The 18,322-nt window shown below is 46.6% G+C and carries 14 protein-coding genes and 4 tRNA genes; 17 read left to right on the top strand and 1 reads right to left on the bottom strand.

Annotated features, from left to right (window positions below; genetic code table 11):
• The 12 genes from truA to QMD03_07710 form a co-directional block, all read left to right on the top strand.
• The coding region (gene truA, locus QMD03_07655; GenBank protein MDI6777098.1) for a tRNA pseudouridine(38-40) synthase TruA at positions 1-755 on the top strand (755 nt) is incomplete at its 5' end.
• Positions 756-776: 21 nt separating this feature from the next.
• Complete coding sequence (gene rfbD, locus QMD03_07660) at positions 777-1,658, top strand: dTDP-4-dehydrorhamnose reductase (GenBank protein ID MDI6777099.1); 882 nt, start codon at positions 777-779, stop codon at positions 1,656-1,658.
• Positions 1,659-1,788: 130 nt separating this feature from the next.
• Positions 1,789-2,904, top strand: coding sequence for a flagellar assembly protein T N-terminal domain-containing protein (locus QMD03_07665; protein ID MDI6777100.1), 1,116 nt, complete (start codon positions 1,789-1,791; stop codon positions 2,902-2,904).
• Between the two features lie 79 nt (positions 2,905-2,983).
• The gene (locus QMD03_07670; GenBank protein ID MDI6777101.1) at positions 2,984-4,975 is read left to right on the top strand and encodes a CsgG/HfaB family protein; all 1,992 of its coding nucleotides are present in this window, start codon (positions 2,984-2,986) and stop codon (positions 4,973-4,975) included.
• Positions 4,976-5,052: 77 nt separating this feature from the next.
• Positions 5,053-7,338, top strand: a complete 2,286-nt coding sequence (locus tag QMD03_07675) for a hypothetical protein (protein MDI6777102.1) — start codon at positions 5,053-5,055, stop codon at positions 7,336-7,338.
• A gap of 56 nt (positions 7,339-7,394) precedes the next feature.
• Positions 7,395-7,793 (top strand): hypothetical protein, encoded by a 399-nt coding sequence (locus QMD03_07680; protein MDI6777103.1) that lies wholly within the window; start codon positions 7,395-7,397, stop codon positions 7,791-7,793.
• Between the two features lie 88 nt (positions 7,794-7,881).
• Positions 7,882-8,649 carry an MBL fold metallo-hydrolase gene (locus QMD03_07685; protein MDI6777104.1) on the top strand — a complete coding sequence of 256 codons (768 nt, stop codon included), beginning with the start codon at positions 7,882-7,884 and terminating at the stop codon, positions 8,647-8,649.
• Between the two features lie 12 nt (positions 8,650-8,661).
• Positions 8,662-11,436, top strand: coding sequence for a DUF799 family lipoprotein (locus tag QMD03_07690; protein ID MDI6777105.1), 2,775 nt, complete (start codon positions 8,662-8,664; stop codon positions 11,434-11,436).
• A gap of 135 nt (positions 11,437-11,571) precedes the next feature.
• A complete protein-coding gene (locus QMD03_07695; GenBank protein ID MDI6777106.1) occupies positions 11,572-12,483 on the top strand; it encodes a hypothetical protein in 912 nt (303 codons plus the stop codon).
• Between the two features lie 196 nt (positions 12,484-12,679).
• Positions 12,680-13,384 (top strand): dethiobiotin synthase, encoded by a 705-nt coding sequence (bioD, locus tag QMD03_07700; protein ID MDI6777107.1) that lies wholly within the window; start codon positions 12,680-12,682, stop codon positions 13,382-13,384.
• Between the two features lie 2 nt (positions 13,385-13,386).
• Positions 13,387-14,298, top strand: coding sequence for an ATP-binding cassette domain-containing protein (locus QMD03_07705; GenBank protein MDI6777108.1), 912 nt, complete (start codon positions 13,387-13,389; stop codon positions 14,296-14,298).
• Positions 14,295-15,086, top strand: a complete 792-nt coding sequence (locus QMD03_07710; GenBank protein MDI6777109.1) for an ABC transporter permease — start codon at positions 14,295-14,297, stop codon at positions 15,084-15,086. Before QMD03_07705 ends, QMD03_07710 begins: the two co-directional genes overlap by 4 nt.
• 53 nt (positions 15,087-15,139) lie before the next feature.
• On the opposite strand, the gene QMD03_07715 is transcribed toward QMD03_07710, so the two are convergent.
• Positions 15,140-16,447: a pyridoxal phosphate-dependent aminotransferase gene (locus QMD03_07715; GenBank protein ID MDI6777110.1), complete on the bottom strand. Its 1,308-nt coding sequence runs from the start codon at positions 16,445-16,447 to the stop codon at positions 15,140-15,142.
• A 375-nt stretch (positions 16,448-16,822) separates the two neighbouring features.
• On the opposite strand from QMD03_07715, the gene QMD03_07720 reads away from it, so the two are divergent.
• The 5 genes from QMD03_07720 (at position 16,823) to QMD03_07740 (ending at position 18,220) form a co-directional block, all read left to right on the top strand.
• Positions 16,823-16,899 (top strand) — tRNA-Arg (locus QMD03_07720).
• A 10-nt stretch (positions 16,900-16,909) separates the two neighbouring features.
• A tRNA-His gene (locus tag QMD03_07725) sits at positions 16,910-16,983 on the top strand.
• 36 nt (positions 16,984-17,019) lie between these two features.
• Positions 17,020-17,096 (top strand) — tRNA-Arg (locus tag QMD03_07730).
• A 36-nt stretch (positions 17,097-17,132) separates the two neighbouring features.
• Positions 17,133-17,208, top strand: a tRNA-Lys gene (locus QMD03_07735).
• 88 nt (positions 17,209-17,296) lie between these two features.
• A complete protein-coding gene (locus QMD03_07740) occupies positions 17,297-18,220 on the top strand; it encodes a hydroxymethylglutaryl-CoA lyase (protein MDI6777111.1) in 924 nt (307 codons plus the stop codon).
• Positions 18,221-18,322: the final 102 nt, after the last annotated feature.

Here is an 18,322-nt window from a genome sequence, read left to right on the forward strand (position 1 = left end):
AGGATGAGGGCGTTGTGACACGCAACCTGAAGATGATCGTGGAGTACAACGGAGGCGGCTATCATGGATGGCAACGTCAGAACGATACCATGACCGTTCAGCAGGTCCTTGAAGAGACCATCGGCATCATCACCCGAGAAGAGATCAAGGTCATTGGTGCGGGAAGAACCGATGCAGGTGTCCACGCCATAAATCAGGTAGCCAATTTCAAGACGGGATCAAAAATCGAAGAGACAAAACTTCTCCAGGGTATCAACAGCCTTCTGCCGAAGGATGTGGTGGTTAAACATCTTGTAGAGGTAGAAGAGACCTTCCACGCCCGCCACGATGCCAGGAGTAAGGTATATCTCTATCAAATATACAACAGACCGGTTCGGTCGGTTGTATACAGAGATTATGCCTGGTTTATCCGAGAATCACTCGCTATAGACAGGATGAGGGCGGCGTTACTTCTTCTTAAGGGAACTCATGATTTTTCATCTTTTAGTGCCGCCGATAAGGAGATAAAGAATCATGTCAGAACGGTCATGGATGTTGATGTTAAGGTGGCCAGATGTGGTATGGTAAAAATTTATATAGAAGCCAATGGGTTCTTAAGGTATATGGTAAGAAATATAGTCGGTACGCTGGTTGATGTGGGTAAGGGGAGGTGGTTACCGACCGAATTTATGTGTCTCATAGAAGCGAAGGATAGGAGACGGGCAGGTGTGACGGCGCCACCTCAGGGACTGTTTTTAATGGAAGTGAAATACTGATTTTTTAGGGGAGCATTACCGGTGAGGATTCTGATATTAGGACATGCGGGTATGCTGGGCAGTGATCTTTTCCTAAGGCTCAGCGCCAGCCATGATGTAACAGGCAAGGACATAGATGATTTCGATATTACCTCAGCAGTTGCCTGCCATGATGTCATTTCAGAAGCGAGGCCGGAGATTGTTATTAATGCGGCTGCCTACACCGATGTAGATGGCTGTGAATCAAATAGACAGAGGTGCTTTTCGGTTAACGCCAATGGGGTTAAGAACGTTGTGCTCGCCTGCAAGGGTATAAAAGTCGTGCACTTCAGTACAGACTATGTCTTTGATGGACAAAAAGGAATACCCTATCAGGAAGATGATTTGTGCCATCCTGTCAATACCTATGGCCAGTCCAAGCTCGAGGGGGAATTGTTTCTTAAGGCATTCTCGCACAACTTTCTCCTCATACGGACGGCCTGGCTCTACGGAATAAATGGCAGGAACTTTGTTAAGACCATTGCGGAGGCGGCCAAAACATCAAAGACGATTGACGTGGTTGACGATCAGATTGGTTCACCGACCTATACATGGGATCTGGCTGCTGCCGTTCAACAGCTTATCGAGGGTCATCACACCGGGGTTTTTCATGTGACCAACATGGGATGCTGTAGCTGGTATGAATTTGCCGTGAAGATATTGGAGTGTATAAGCAGGAAGGATGTTGAAGTAAGACCAATAAAGTCAGACCAACTGACAAGACCGGCGAGCCGTCCCTCGTGTAGTGTCCTTAGCTGCGAAAAGTTTCAAAAAGTAACGGGAAAAGCCATGAGACACTGGCAGATTGCCTTGTGTGACTATATCAGCAGGGTATCAGAGGTAGAACCCCATCCACATTATATTAACCTTGACACTTCGCACTAATTTCAGTACATCTACTACTGCATAAAAAACTTTTAAGATTTACCGAATTGTTAGCGAATAATTATTGATTAAATGATAATTCTTCCTTAATCATAATCAAAGCTGTGGTAAAAACACTATGAGGTCAGAAATGAAGAGAACGGTCTTTTTGATGATGGTAATTGGCGCGGTTTTTTTGTGCGGCATCGCTCTGGCTCAGCATAAGATTCTATCAGAGGGGATGGCAACCATTCATAGTAATTTAGTGGATATTGCCAGAGATAAAGCCATTGACAATGCCCAGCGTAATGCAGTGGAAAAAGCCGTGGGCGTTATGGTTACAAGTAGTACAGAGGTCGAAAATTTCCAGTTAAAGCTGGATCGGATTCTTTCTGAGTCCAGAGGTTTTATCAATACTTACAGGATTATCTCGGAAAAGAGAGAGGGTGATACGTATCAGGTGACTATTGAAGCCAACGTGGGAATGGGTAAGCTGAAAGAGCGCATAGAGGCTATCAATATTATTATGACGAGAAAGTCCAAGCCGCGCCTGATGATTATTTTCAGTGGGCAGGCCCAGAAGGATGCCATTGCTGAGGCGGCCATGACCAGATATTTTATAGCTAAAGGATTTAAGCTCGTTGATGCTAAAATTGTCAGAAAAAACAGGGAATACGAACACCTCCAAACCCTTACCGAGGATCAGAAGATGCTTGCTAAGGTAGGCCATTATTACGGTGCAGAGGTCGTGATTATCGGCAGCGTTGATGCCACATGCAATTCCTTTACGGTGGAGAATATTGAAGTATACTCAAACAAGGTTACTGTATCTATTAAGCTAATAAATGCTGATACGGGAGAGATAATCGCGACGGATAGTGAAAGCGGGTCGGCACCGGGTACAAAGGGCGACATTAAACTGATAACTGAAGAAGCATCTGTAAAGCTGGCCAAGAAAATGATGGAAGAGACTCTGGAGCGCTGGTCTTCTGAATTAACAAATACAGTTACAGTCAAATTGTTGGTGTCGGGCTTGGATTCTTACCAGGATCTGATGCGGTTCAAGTATCTTCTATCCATGGAAGTAAAGGGGTTCAAGGAAGTGTACCAGCGTTCTTATGTTCAGGGACAGGTTGAGTTGGACCTGGAGATTGAGGGAAATACTCAGGGCTTAGCCGATGATATCGCCGCAATTACCATAAATGATAGAAAAGTTAAGATATTAAAGATAACTCAGAACAAGATTGAAGCAATGCTTTTACCCTGACTGGTGCAATACCTTGAATCCAACTTACACTGAAGGCTGGCCGCTTTGCCAAAAATTTAAAATATTGAGGGAGGTAATAATGATTGAGCTAAAAAATTGTCGGGTGATTCTAATCGGTTTATTTATCCTGATCTTTCTTTCTGGCTGTGCCGTAAGTGAAAGTTACAAAACTGGAATAGAATTGAGTCAGGCAAACCGCTGGGATGAAGCCATAGGTTTTTTTGAGCAGGCATTAGGGGAGAGTCCTAACAATCAGGAGTACAGGGATGCACTGTCCCGGGCAAAGCGGGAAGCGGCCAAGGTCCATTATGAAAAGGCAAAACAGGCATTTGCTTCTACTCCTCTCCAGAACATGCCTGCTCTCGAACAGGTGGCAAAAGAAGTTAATCTTGCTTGCAGCCTGGACCCTGAAAACAGTGCCATTAAGGCTTTTGACGATAATATCAGGGAAAAGATCAACACTCTTACAACCACAATTAAGTCACTGTCCAGCCAGGCAGAAGTGGACATGCAAAGGGAGGATTGGATGGCCGCTGTGACCAAATTAAGGCAGATCAATAAGATCTTCCCCGGTTATGAGAATACGGCCAATCGTCTTGTCAAAGCGGAGCAAGAAGGGACGAGGATTTTATATCAGCAGGGTCTTGCCTTGAGTAAACAGGAAGACTGGAAGTTGGCAGCCCAGGCATTTAAGGCTGCTATGGATATCAATCCTAATTACCTGGATGTAGCTAAACTATATCAGGATGCTATGTCCAAGGATAATGCTGATTATTACATTAGTGAGGCTGAAAAGGCAAGGCAGGTAAAAAGCTGGGAGAGGGCTATCCAGTTACTCGAGAAGGCCAGCGAATACCAGCCGGACAATCGTGATCTGATGAAAAAGTTGGAAGTCCTGAAAGTACAGGTCGGGCAAATCTATTTCGAAGAGGCTATCAGGTCGGTCAATCAAGACAAGTTCTCTCAAGCATGTAAGAAATTAGCGCTTATCAGGACCTATTCACCTCATCTGTTAGATGATCCTGTTTACAGAGAATTTGTCAACAACTTCTGTGCAAAGCTGGTGGAGAGAGCGGAAAAATTTTCTGGACGGGAGATGTGGGGTAATGCCCTGGTCTGGTTGCAGAGAGCTGAGGCATTGAATCGTAATTACCCGGAGTTGTTTCAGAAGATTCTGGACGTTAAAGACCATATCAATAAACGTATTAGAAAGTCCATAGCCGTTTTTGATTTCACCAGTCCCAGTAACAATAGAGACGCAGGTAAAATAGCGGCCAACAAACTGATTACTTACCTACATAAGAACGCCAGTGGTGATCTGCGTATCATTGAGCGTGAAAACCTGCAGTCTATTCTAAGGGAGATGCAGCTTGGACAAACCGGTCTCGTTGATATCAAGGCGGCCCAAGCCGCAGGAAAGATGAGAGGTATTGATACGTTTATCATGGGAGATGTTCTTCACTTCTCGGCCACGACCACAGATATTCCAAGCATCAGCCAGGTTAAGGCCCTCGTTGACGAAACAGACGAACCTAATCCTGAATTCTCATTATGGAGGATGATGTATCCCAAACCAACACGACAGGAGCTTCAGTCTGCCCCACCCCCTACGATTAAGAAGAAGACTTATCAATTCATTTCCTATAAGCAGGGAACGACAAAAATCAGCGCCATAATCGAGATTTCTTATAAGCTTGTGGATACCCTCACCGGAGAGAACATTTTTACCAATACCGTCGCGGGAAAGATGTTTAAGGAAGACAGGTATCAGGATGCCGTGCCGGCTGCCGGTATCCCCTATGACCCGTTAGAACTTCCGATAGGGGTAGAAGTACTGGATGAATTAACCAACGAGAAGACATCGGAGATGGGACAGAGTGTCCTCAAAAATTTTCAGAGCCTTGAGGTTGAGTACTTTAACCAGGGTCAGCAATACCGAAAACGACGGAATACGGAACTTGCCATTGAAAGATTTACAGATGCCATTTTTGATGAAAGATTAAAAGGCATATCCACTCCAATTTCCCAGAAGTCCCTGGAAATGATTGACGAACTGATGCAAGATGCGTAAGCCGTAACCCATCTTAAATCGTGTTATATTTTGAGCCCTTGTGAAGTCAATTTTCAAAGGTCTCCCTGGAGGAAAGAATGGGGAAAAAGTGTTGCTTAATTTTTGTGACGATAATTTTCTTTTATCCAATTATTGTCTTGGCCGGTACTTCCCCACAGTTCAAGTGCGCTGTTTTTAATTTCCACACTGTAAATCTGGAGGCTTCCGGTTATGGCACCCAGGTGACCAATATGCTGGTAGATTATCTTAAAGAGGAATGTGTGCTTGCCATGATTGACCGTAAGGAGCTTGAGGCATTTTTGAACCTCCATGCCCTCCAGCAGGACGATAATCAGGTAAACGTGGTTAATATTGGCACACAACTGGGGCTTGATGCGGTTATTGTTGGCAGCGTTGAAAAAAAGGGAACTGTGATTGTGATTAACTGTAAGGTTATTCAGATCAAACAAAAGAGGCCTATTTTTGATACCCAGTTAGTATGCTTCGGTGATACTGGTCTGATGGGTGAAATCAAAAAGCTTAGAACCTTAATCAGTACAGCGATAGCAGATTCCGCTTCTAAAAAAGGGGAGGGAGAAAGGCCGGTTTTGGAAGGACCCGTTAATATACACAAACGATCGGGTGATAGAAAGATCTATTTGAGCTGGGAAGATGCACCCGGTACCACTGCTGTCAGCTATGAAGTGTTTCGGAGCACTTCCGCATCCGGTCCTTTTACCTGGATTGCCCAGGTTGCACGACCTGAATATCTTGATCGTGACTTAGAAAAGAATACCACTTATTATTATAAAGTCAGGGTCTGTGCCAGTAACGGCCTGCAAAGTGATTTTTCCGCCGTTATTCCCGCCGAGACAGCCCTGGTTCCCAATCCTCCCGTTATTTTAAGGACAGAAGGTCACATAAAGAGTATTCAACTGACCTGGTCCCCCAGTCCCACGAGGGGTGATGATCCCCTGGGATTGAAGGGATATAAACTCTATCGGGCCAGGGTAGAACAGGGTGATTACAAGGAGGTGGCCAATATCCTGGGTCGGGATCCTGGCATTGGTCTAAATGTCACAACCACCCTCGACAAATTGTTTAAGGTGACCTATGTAGATCGGGGACTCGCCGATGGGGAAGAATATTATTATAAATTGACGGCCTACAACGAAAAAGACCTGGAAAGTGAATTTCCCGGCTCTGTTAAGGCCACGACCACACCCATTGTCAGTAGTCTATCAGCACAGGGAATGATACGGGAAATCAAACTGACCTGGGCTCCTGTTGATTCGCCCTTCATCAAGGGATACTACATCTATCGGAGTACTGTAGAAAAGGGAGATTTTACCAAGATCGAGAAGGTTGACATCGCTAACATTTCAGGTGCCAGCATGGGAAATAAGGTGGATTATACTGATAGGGAAGGACTTGGTGATAGCCTCTGTTATTACTATCGAATTACTGCTTTTGAAGACGAAGAGAGGGAAACGGCGCCATCGGTAGCGGTATCGGCCGTAACGAAAGGTAAGCCACCCCATCCGGAGGCATTAAAAGCTATAAGTGGCCTGGTAAAAAAAGTGGAACTTACATGGACGGCGAGCTCCGAGGAGGATGTTGAGGGTTACAACATTTACTGGTCCAGGGAAAAGGTGGGTAAATATTTATTGCTCGAAAAATTAAAGGGACGAACGACCAATAAATTTACCCACGGCGGTGGAGGCAGTGAAAAGCTCGATGATGACACTACCTATTATTACACAATAACATCCTTCAACAGGGTAGATCTGGAGAGCGATCTGTCTAAGGTAGCCTTTGCTACAACAAAACCCAGACCGACGAAACCCCTCGGACTTAAGGGAGAAGAATTGAAGGTCAAGGAGGCGCCCCTTATCTGGTTACCAAACCCGGAAAATGATATTGCCGTTTATCATGTTTGGCGTGCTGGTTCTGAGGGAGAAGAATTTACCAAAATTGCAGATGTTCATGGCGAAACTACGTACATTGATAAAGAGCTCAAAGATGGATATACCTATCGTTACCGTATCCAGGCCGAAGACAGGGATGGATTGCTCAGCGATTTTTCAGAAACCATCAGTATTCAGACCAAACCAAGACCCAAAAGTCCTGAAGGGTTCACCGGTGATTTACGTAAGGGGAGGGTTAAACTCCACTGGAAACCAGGGAACGAACCTGATATTTTGCATTATAATGTTTACGAGAAGCGATTTTTCGGTAGCGAAAAAATTGCCACCGTTACAGAAACAAATTTTAAGGGGGGAGGCTTACCGAAAGGAAAGAAAAAGACGTATGTCATCACCTCTGTGGATAAGGATGGTCTGGAGAGTGAACCCAGTGAAGAAGTAACCATCATCGGAAAATAGATGGGTGTTGTTCAGTGCATGCAAACTTTATTTTTAAAACTCAGGAGGTTTTTATCATGATCTTTGGGCAGTCGGTTGGCTTAAGTTTTAAATCAGCTTTCTTCCTTAAGAGAGGTATGGGGAGGAAATATATCGTAGGACGAACCCTATATTGGGCTATGGGCTATGGGTTATGGGCTCTTGCCTCTTGTCTCTTGCCTCTTGTCTCTTGCCCCTTGTCTCTTGCAGGTGAAACTGGGACATATCAGGTTGTTCCCGGCAACGATGACAATGCCTACCTCGTTGATACAACAACGGGGGCGGTGTGGATTCTTACCTATCGTGCCCTCGCCACGGGACGGGAACCCGTTGCTATACCTTATAAGTTTATAAAATTATCGCCTAAAAATTACAAAGACTTTCTGGTTGAAGATATTCCAGGTGCTCCAATCAATATCAAAGAACGTGATAAATGATAATAATCAGGGGTCAGGAATCAGGGGTCAGGGGTCAGCCAATCAATATCAGAGAACGTGAGCGATGATAGTAAACCGGTGAATTTGCATGGTTCATCCTGTCTTAAATTGTGGTTTTGCAAGGTCGTATATCATCTCCGGTGAAGACGGCCTGATGGTGGTTGATGTAGGCAGTATCGGGACGGCGGAAGATGTGGCAGCGTATATCCATGATACCGCAGGTATGATGGCCCACGATGTGCGATATATTGCGGCTACCCATTTTCACATTGATCATATCGGGGGGATCGGCCATTTTCTTCGCCAGTGCTCACCTGAGACAAGGGTTCTGTTCCATCGTTTTGTGGAAGGTTACTTGACGGGAACGAGGAAGATGTCCCCTATCAAGAACTGGTTCGTTGGTCTTGTGCCTGCATCTTTAGTCAGTACCCGTTACATCAGGAGGTTTTCTCATCTGAAGTTTGAGAGTCTCTCCGGTATCCCCCTTCCTGGACTGAGGAAGATGGTGAACCTGCCCTATGAACACAGTAAAATCAGTTATTTCGGTGAGGGGAAGTGTCCAAGGTACAAGCTCGGCTTTGATGACTGGGAGGTCATCGAGACCCCCGGCCATACGGAAGAATCCGTTTCGTTTTACAGTGAATCGTCAGGAGAGCTGATCTGCGGTGATCTGATCCTGAACATGGAGAGAAACGGCCGTGGGAAGTTAAATAGGTTTCACTGGAGCAGAGAAGTCATTACAAGAACCTATCATGATCTCTGTGGTACCATTGGGCCGAAAGTGATCTATCCCGGTCATGGAGAGATCATAAAAAGTGGTGGAGATGCCCTCCTGGCGGTTAAAACTTTTATATAGGGGGTAAAAAAAATGGACACAATAAATCTGCTTCCGGGTTTCAATGTGAAAAAGGGAAGCGTCATTTTTGTAAGTGTCTTACTGTCTCTGCTCATCGCGAGCCAGGGTTGCGTGGTGGCCACAAAAAAGACCGTCATCGCTCCTGAGATTATCACTTTTTTCAAAGGGACGTATAAGGTTGATCCCTACATGGAAAAACACAAGCCTCGGACGGTAGCTGTCCTCCCCTTTTTTGATCAATCCCGGAGCAAGGAGGGCTTTGATACGGTTCGGAGGGGATTCTATAATCACTTCAGTTCTCTGCCCTTTAAGGATATGGAGCTCTACCGTGTGGATAACCTGTTAAAAAAGGCTGGTCTTGCCGACCCGGAAGTCATTAACAAAACGTCACCACAGGAACTCGGCAAAATCCTTGATGTGGATGCCGTGGTTTTTGGCGAGATATCTAATTTCGATAAGTTGTTTGCCGTGGTATATTCTCAGGTATCGGTGGGGGCCGAGATCAAGATGTATGATACGAGAATGGGGAATTTTCTCTGGAGTGGCAAGCACACGGTGCGGTTGCATGAGGGTGGTATCTCGACAACCCCTGTCGGTCTTATTGCCACGGTTATTGCCACTTCCATGAATATGCGGGATGTTCAGTTGCTGAGAGCCTGTGACGATCTGTTCAGGGATATGGTCAAGACAATTCCGGTGCCGGCCATTGCCGAGGCCCTCCGACCACCGGTCATTACCCTTCTTACCCAGGATACGAAGGGTCTCCCCAGAAAGGCAGGCGATGAGATTAAGGTGGTGATCCAGGGTACGCCCAAGATGCAGGCACACTTTGATATCGGTGAATACAAGAAACATATCGTCATGCAGGAAGTTGAACCAGGTGGCTATCTGGGCGTTTACAGGGTCGTGCCGGGTGATAATGTGACAGGCGCTATTATTACCGGCTATCTCACGGATGATTCCGGCAATACCTCCCAGTGGGTTGATGCCATCGGGACGGTGACCATTGATACCACACCCCCTGAAAAAGTGAAAGATCTTACCGGTGTGGGGCGAAATGCCCTTGTGCTGCTTAGTTGGGATAAGTCTGCCGCTTCCGATCTGGCGGGCTACCATGTTTACCGCAGTACAACCCCTCTCTCCGGTTTTCAGGAAATTGCCAAAACGGAATTTAATGAACTGCGCGATGGGGGATTGGTCAATTTTCGAGAGTATTACTATCAGGTCACAGCCATAGACAGGGCTGGTAATGAAAGCGAAAAGACGGAAGCGGTGGTCGGAATACCTGTGGCGGGAGGGCCAACCCCCGTATCAGGGGCGATTGAAACCGATACCACCTGGTATTCCGGTGCCAGTCCCTATGTCATCGAAGATACCGTTTTTGTGAAGGATAAAGCCCGGCTTACGGTTGAGGCCGGGACAGAGATACGGTCGAAAGGTAGTCCCCTGGTTATTGAAGGACAGCTCATAGTCCGGGGAGATGGTGACCATCTCATTCTGTTTGATACCGGACAAGAAGGCAAAAGATGGGAAGGGATTGTTTTTAATAACGTCAAGGAGAAAGAGAATCTTCTGAAGTTTTGCCGGATCAGGAATGCGAAGACAGGGATCACCTGCCAGTCATCCTCACCATTGATCGAGGCCTGCGAACTTGCCGACAATGATGTTGCCATCAGGATTTTGGGCGCATTTTCCAGACCTCAGGTGGTAAAGAACACGATCCATAAGAACAGAGATACGGCGGTGCAGATTACAGGCGGTGCTCAACCGACGTTGAAGGAAAACAGGATCCAGGATAATGCGAAGGAGGGAATCGTGATTCAGGCCGCTGCCCCGGTGATCCAGCACAACATGATTGTGCAGAACCGAGGGTCAGGTATTGTTGGTAAGAGCTGCCAGGCCACCATCAAAGAGAATAATATCACCGGCAATAGGCCCTTTGATATGGTGGGAGAAATGACCGGGGAGGCGATAAATGCCCTGAACAACTGGTGGGGAAGTACCGAAGGCCTTGTCATCCTGTCCAGAATTCAGGGGAGGATCAATATTAAATCGGTCTTGAATGCGGCTTATCCAGAGGGAAAGCCTCTCGAACTCCCTATCCTTCCCCAGGTCCTTGGTAGTCCGATAAAGACGGATGCCTTTCTCATTTTATCCAATAGTCCCTACCGGGTAGCAAAGGATGTTGTCATTGATGGCGGTGCCACCCTGTACATCGAGCCGGGGGTGACAATCATGTATGACCAGAATACATCCATTATTGTGGGAGATGGTGGTGTCGTCGCCAGGGGAATAAGGGATCATCCTATCCTTTTTACAGCATCGGGGGCAACTCCTTCACCCGGTTTTTACACCAATGCCATTAGATTGACAAAGCTCACCAGAGTTAATAGTTTTTTTAACTATTGTGTGGTGAAAAATGCTACTACGGCATTTGATATCTATTACGGTGCACCGGAAATCTCCTTCTGTCACATAGCATACAATGCCCAGAGCGGTATTTACTGTCGCCATGATGCGGCACCTAAGATATCTTACAGTACCTTTACCCGTAACCTGGGGGAGGGGGGGATCAAGTGTGTTGGTATGTCGAATCCCTCAATCAAGTACAATAATTTTGCCGATAATATGGTAGCTGTCCAGACTTTCTCCTCCATTTATATTGACGCTCGGTACAACTGGTGGGGTAGTAACCCGCCTGATCAAAAGTTGATCTGGGGAGAAAATATCAACATCAAACCCTGGTTAGAGTCTCCGGATGAGAAGGCATTTACAGAGCCGAAATAACGTAGGTGCTCTGGAAATATACCAGAGGTGTCATTTCTATGTTGAGACTTTTACGTAATTTTGTTATCTTAACGGCGTTTCATTCTCAGGGAAGTTTTAGAAATAAGTTACCATAACTATTAAAGGAGGGTTATTATGAAGTTAAAGCTTACGATTGCAGTGGGGATTATGATGGGCGTGTTTTTCCTTCTTGCAGGGATCGGTTTCTGTGAGGAGAAGGTGAGCATGTCAGAGTGGACGGAAATAGTTCAAAAAATGGGCGATAAGGGTAGCATCAATTGGTCTGCCGGGTATATCGAGGCGATAGGGATAGGAGCTCCCCCGCAAAAATTGATCGGAACTCCTCAGGTGCGTCCCATGGCCTTAAGAGCCGCGAAGATGGACGCCTACCGGAATTTACTTGAGATTATAAAGGGTGTACAGATAAATTCCGAGACACTGGTCAAAGATTTTGTGGTGGAGAGTGATATCATAAGATCACAGATTGAAGGCCTGGTTAAAGGGGCACAGGTTGTTAATCAGGATTACCTTTCTGATGGAACGGTGGAAGTCACCGTGAGGATGCCCATTTATGGTGATTTTTCAAGAGCGGTCCTTTCCAGAATCATGGAGCGGAGACCAGAGATAGTTCCACCGGTGGCACCTGCTGTAAAACCTCCTGCGGTACCACAGGTTACTGCTCCTGAAACCCCATCTCCGGCAGCCATTGTCTATACAGGAATGGTGATAGATGCCCGCGGCATCCAGGCGCGGCCGGCCATGTCTCCTAAGATCATTGATGAAGATGGCAAGGAAGTTTATGGTTCTATGCAGGTGGATCGTGAATATGCGGTTCAACAGGGGATAAGTGGTTACGCCCGGGATCTAACGGCAGCCCAGAGCAATCCACGGGTTACGAACAATCCCGTCACGGTGAAGGGATTAAAGATAGAGGGCCCGGGACGTTCCGACATCGTCATCAGCAATGCCGATGCCACAAATATCAGGGCCGCGACGGATAATTTGTCCTTCATGAAAAAATGCCGGGTCATGATTGTGTTAGACTGATCTGTGAATAAGCCCTGTAAATAATAAGGTAAGCATTTAGCTATCAGCGAAAACAGAAAGACACCAGGGGTTGCTGATTGCTGACGGCTGAACGTTTGCGCGCAAAGTATCAAGGTTTTGGACTTACCAGATGGTGCCTTATATTCTCCTGCCTTGAAACAGGGAAATATAGGCACTCTCCCTTATCTTTAGAAGTTTGCCTCGACAGATAGAAAATCTTTTTGTTATCGGAACCGATACGGGAGTGGGAAAGACTGTATTATCCCTTTTACTGATGCAGTTTTTCTACTCACGAGGTTACTCCCCCTTTTACCTCAAGCCTATCCAGACCGGATGCAAAGATCCCCGGGATGTTAATAGTGACGCCACCTTTATTTACAGGCATGTACAGCCCTTAAAGGGGAAAGACCCGGCCGAATCTGTCATTTACTGTTTCAAGAATCCCAAAGCTCCCTTTTTTGCCGCCCGGGATGAGGGAAGGGAAATAGATATCAGGCTAATACGGAGAGTTGTGGATGAGAGGAGTTTGTTGCACTCCCCGGTCATTCTGGAGGCTGCCGGCGGGCTGCTTGTGCCGGTTAGCGAAAAAATATTGATGGTAGATACAATCAGAATAACGGGTGCCAGACCGATTATTGCCGCCCGACCCGGATTAGGAACAATCAATCATACTCTTCTCACCATCGAGGCTTTGAGGAGAAGAAGGATAAGACCGGCAGGTATTGTTTTTATCAACTCTACAAAAGAGGATACAGCGGAAGATATGATCCAGGAAAATATGGAAGCCATTGAGAGGTTCTCCGGGATAAAAGTTGGAGGATTGATCGGCAAAATTAAGGATTTTTCCCATCCCGATCGGGATTGTTATTGGCCCCTCGAGAGGATATTCGGTACTCTTTAATTGTGGAACCCATTATTGAAGCGGTACATCTGAGGAAGGTATTCGGTGATCTGGTGGCCGTTGATGATGTTTCTTTCGAGGTGTCTCCGGGAGAATGCTTCGGGATACTGGGGCCTAACGGGGCGGGAAAGACATCCACCATCCGCATGGTCTATGGCTTTTCACCCATGACAGACGGCGGTCTTAAGGTTTTCGGCCTCGACATCTCACAAAATATGCGTGCCAGTAAAGCCCGTATTGGCGTCTGCCAGCAGGAAAACAACCTTGATCCTGACCTTACCGTCCTGCAAAATCTGGAGGTTTTTGCCCGCTATTTTAATATTCCCTCGAAGGTAGCCCGTGAGAGGGCCCGGAGTCTCCTCCGGTTTATGGCCCTCGATCACCGTAAAGAAACCAAGGCTATCGAATTGTCAGGAGGGATGATGCGGCGGCTGGTTCTGGCCCGAGCGCTTATCAATCAGCCGGAACTCCTGATCCTCGACGAGCCCACTACCGGCCTGGATCCCCAATCCCGCCACCAGGTCTGGGAGAGGCTCGAACAGTTAAGGACTGAGGGTCTCACGATCCTCTTGACCACCCATTATATGGACGAGGCCTCTCGACTGTGTGATCGGCTGTTAATCATGGATCGGGGCCGTATCCTGGTGCAGGGGAAGCCTTCGGACCTTATCCGAAAATACGTTGGTCAGGGAATTATTGAAGTTAATGAACCGCATCCGGCCCTGCGGACGTATCTTCAATCCCTGAACCTGCAGCACGAAGACATAGGCCATCGTCTGATCATTTACTTTGAAGGCGGTGATAGCCTGTACAACGAAATAAGCAATAACTACTGTAAGGAAGGTTGTATCATGCGTATGGCAACTCTCGAAGATGTCTTCTTAAGGTTAACCGGCAGAGAACTAAGGGAATGACAAAGACCGTAGCGGTCAGCATTTCAAGACGTTTCATACGGGTCTGGCAGAGGAACTTAACCGTATACCAGCAGAACTGGAAGATCAGTTTCCTTACCCCCATGCTGGAACCGCTTTTCTATCTCCTTGCCTTTGGTGTTGGCTTCTCCATCATGGTGGGGAAGATCTATTATCAGGGCTGCGAAATATCTTATCCCCATTTTCTTGCCCCCGCATTGATTGCCATCAACATCATGAACACCGCCTTCTTCGAGAACACCTACAGTTCATTTGTGCGCATGTACTATCAAAAGACGTTCGATGCCATGATGGCAACGCCGCTCACTCTCGAAGAGATTATTACCGGAGAGATCGTCTGGGGAGCTACCAAAGCGGTTATTGCCACTGTAATCATGCTCGTGGTGATCAGTTTATTCGGTCTTATCCGTTATCCCCATGGCCTACTCGTCATCCCCCTGGCCTTTATCGGTGGGATTGCCTTTGGCTCGATCGGCATGTTCTTTACCGGCATTGTTCCACGGATCGAACAATTCAACTTGCCGATATTTCTCTTCATTACCCCTATGTTTCTCTTCAGCGGGACATTCTTTCCCATGAAGAATCTTCCCCTCTGGGCCCAGCATCTGGCCGTTTTCCTCCCCCTGACGCATCTTGTCAAGCTGACCAGGTCCTTCAGCTTAGGACTACTCGATATGGAGATGTTGTGGACACTCGGCTATTTTGTCATCGTTTGTCTTATCTTTTTCCCTCTGGCGATTAACAGAATGCACCGGCGCTTGATCAAGTGACCAATGTGCGGGGGAAAATGATCGGTAAGAACCTATCGCCTGTATCCAGAGCTCTATTTTGAGGAATCTATATACTGAACGATCTTTTCCGCAATCGTTTTCACGACAGATTCAAATCTGCCTTCGTCTCTATCCAGCAGGGTCATCCTGAAACCGGCCATGGATGTAAAAAAGGACGTCAGGGGTATGACGCAGATACCCGTGGAACCTAAGAGATAATAGACAAAACGTTTATCAAACAAGACATTTTCACTCACCAGCTCTTCGATATATTGTTTAATACTGGGCTGTTCTATCGGTAACGTCTGACTGTTATCGAGGACCGCTTCGTTAAAGACTGCTGTCATGTAGAAAGCGCCGTTGCTCCTGTTAACGATAATATAGGGCACATCCTTGAGAATATTAAAGGCAGTGTTGGAAAGCTTTTCATAATGACGGACGCGCTCATCCAGATATTTCTGATACTCCGGATGGGTGAAGATTTTAGGAATCGCGATCTGTGGCAGTGTTGTGGAGCAAACCTCCGACATCTTCTGATTCAAAATAGCATCAATGTAACGGCCAAATACCTCGTCTTTATCGGCATTATACACCTCCATCCACCCGCATCGGGCACCGGGCCAGGGAAATTCCTTGGAGATTCCCTTCATGCTGATGCCGGGCACATCGGCGACTATGTCTGAAAGGGGAACGGTTCTCTTTCCATTGTATACGATATGGTGGTATGTTTCATCAAAAATAAGGAAGAGGTCATATTTCCTGGCGATCTCCACAATCTGCCTGAGGGTCTCCTCTGGATAGACAAATCCCGTGGGATTGTCAGGATTGATGACCAGAATACCGACAATTGCTCTATGGCTTCTCACCTTCCGCTCCAGTTCGCCAATATCCGGGTGCCAGTTGTTATAGGGGTTCATCCGGTAGGTATTGGGAGGAAAGGAGGCATGGAGCACCTCCGCCAGTAAGTGGGTCGAATAGGTTGGCTCCGGCATGATGATCCGTGCATCCACCCGGATGGAACTGTATGCCCGGGCAATTGCATCACCGAGACCGTTGAAAAAAATGATGTCTTCAGTGGTTATCTGTACTTTCCCCCTTTTGTTAACGCGCTCGGCGAGAAACTCTCGGGTTTCTTCTATCCCTTTGGTAGGGGAATAGGCATAGGAGAGATCATCGTTTTTTAAAATATCGGACAGGACTGCCTTCATCCAGTCGGGGATTTTCTCTCCTTTTTGTATCGGATCGCCGATATTTTCCCAGGTTACTTCCACCCCGTATTCTTTCAGCCTGTCGGCCACGGAGACGATATTACGTATTTCATAAACGAGTCCACTACCGGTTTTTGCCATGTCTAATCTCATAAACACCTCTTGATACCTTTAGGGTAATACTTCCTTAAGGTTTATTTGCTTAATACAATTTGCGCAAAATTTCCACTATTTTTTCTGGGGATTGCTGGCTTGTTATGTAGTGTTCCGGATATATCTAATCTCTGGTCAGATGTTCACTTTTATAGCCGGGTTTAATCTTGACAAAATATATTAAAGGAGATATTAATCAACAAAATGGTAAGCGTTCGGCTATCAGCGAAAACAGAAAAAATACTAAGGGAAGTCTGCAACTCCCAAGGTTGCAGCTACAAATCTCATTGAGATACAATATATATCGCTCTTTTTATTAAGCCAATATTGAAATTTGTTCCTTGTTTGTATGTCGAGTAGGCGTGATCGTATGATGCGCCTGTAGCTCAGCTGGATAGAGCAACGGACTTCTAATCCGTAGGTCCCGGGTTCGAATCCCTGCAGGCGCGCCAAGCATAAATGGTGGGTGTAGCTCAAGTGGTCAGAGTGCCGGGTTGTGGCCCCGGAGGCTGAGGGTTCGAGTCCCTTCACTCACCTAACAATTGAGTTGTCTATGAGAATTAAGATGCGATGCGCCCGTAGCTCAGATGGATAGAGTGGCAGACTTCGAATCTGTTGGTCGTAGGTTCAAATCCTACCGGGCGTGCCAGATATAAGGGTTGAAACATACATAAAGGGAATCTGTGGGCCCTTAGCTCAGCAGGTAGAGCAACTGACTCTTAATCAGTAGGTTGCCGGTTCGATCCCGGCAGGGCTCACCAAAGAAAATCAAGGGGGTTAGCGAGTATCGCTACCCCCTATTTTGTGAAAAAGGTGACCAGATCCTTTTGCATAGAGGGAAGATAGCGCATGATACCTGAGGAAGGGGTTGAAATCGTTGAAGTTGGTCCCAGGGATGGTTTGCAAAATCTAAGCGTACATGTTGACACGGGGGAAAAGATTTCCCTTATCAGACAGTTGGCCGCCTGCGGAATCAGGGAGATTCAAGTGGGAGCATTTGTCCATCCGAAAGTGATCCCCCAGTTTAGAGATATTAGAGAGGTAATCGCTGGTGTCCTTGATCTTGAAGGCACCACCTTGACCGCCATGGTTCCCAATCTTCAAGGTGCGCGGGATGCCCTCGAAAGCGGGATTAGAAACCTTGTTTTTTTCTTTTCCGTCAGCCGATCGCACAATCTTCATAATGTGGGACAAACTCCCGAGGAATCCATCGAATCGCTGAAAACTGTAAAAAGAGAACTATATCCTGATGTGGATATCTCTGTTGCTCTGGCTACAGTCTTTGGGTGTCCTTTTGAATTGCATGTAAAAATAGAGGATATCCTCCGGTATGTAGAGGCAATGGCAGCGATCGGGATCAGGAGAGTGACCCTTTGTGATACTGTCGGCTTTGGCAATCCCAGACAGGCCGAACAGATCACCAGTACATGTATGGAGAACTTCCCGGAGATTCATTTCGGTGTACATCTTCACAATACGAGAGGCCTCGGTCTGGTCAATACCCTTAAGACCTATGAAACGGGAATACGGTCTTTTGAATCTTCCCTGGGCGGGTTGGGTGGATGTCCTTTTGCACCGGGGGCCTCGGGAAATGTAGCCACCGAAGACATGGTCTTTATGTTTAATGAGATGGGCCTGGAAACGGGGATCAACATGCAAAAACTTCTCGATGTTACCCGGTATCTCCAGGACATTCTTCCGAATGTCTCTTTAAAAAGCGCCCTGTTCCAGGCAGGTTTGCCGAGACCAGCCGGACCCGTCTGTGACCAATAAAAAGATTCTCACTACTACCAAACCTTAGCTTTATAATGAGACCTTTAAAAATTGACTTCACAAGGGCTCAAAATCTTTTGACGATTATGCATCATTTAGTTT

Source organism: Syntrophales bacterium (genome assembly GCA_030018935.1).
In the GTDB taxonomy this organism is placed as follows: domain Bacteria; phylum Desulfobacterota; class Syntrophia; order Syntrophales; family CG2-30-49-12; genus CG2-30-49-12.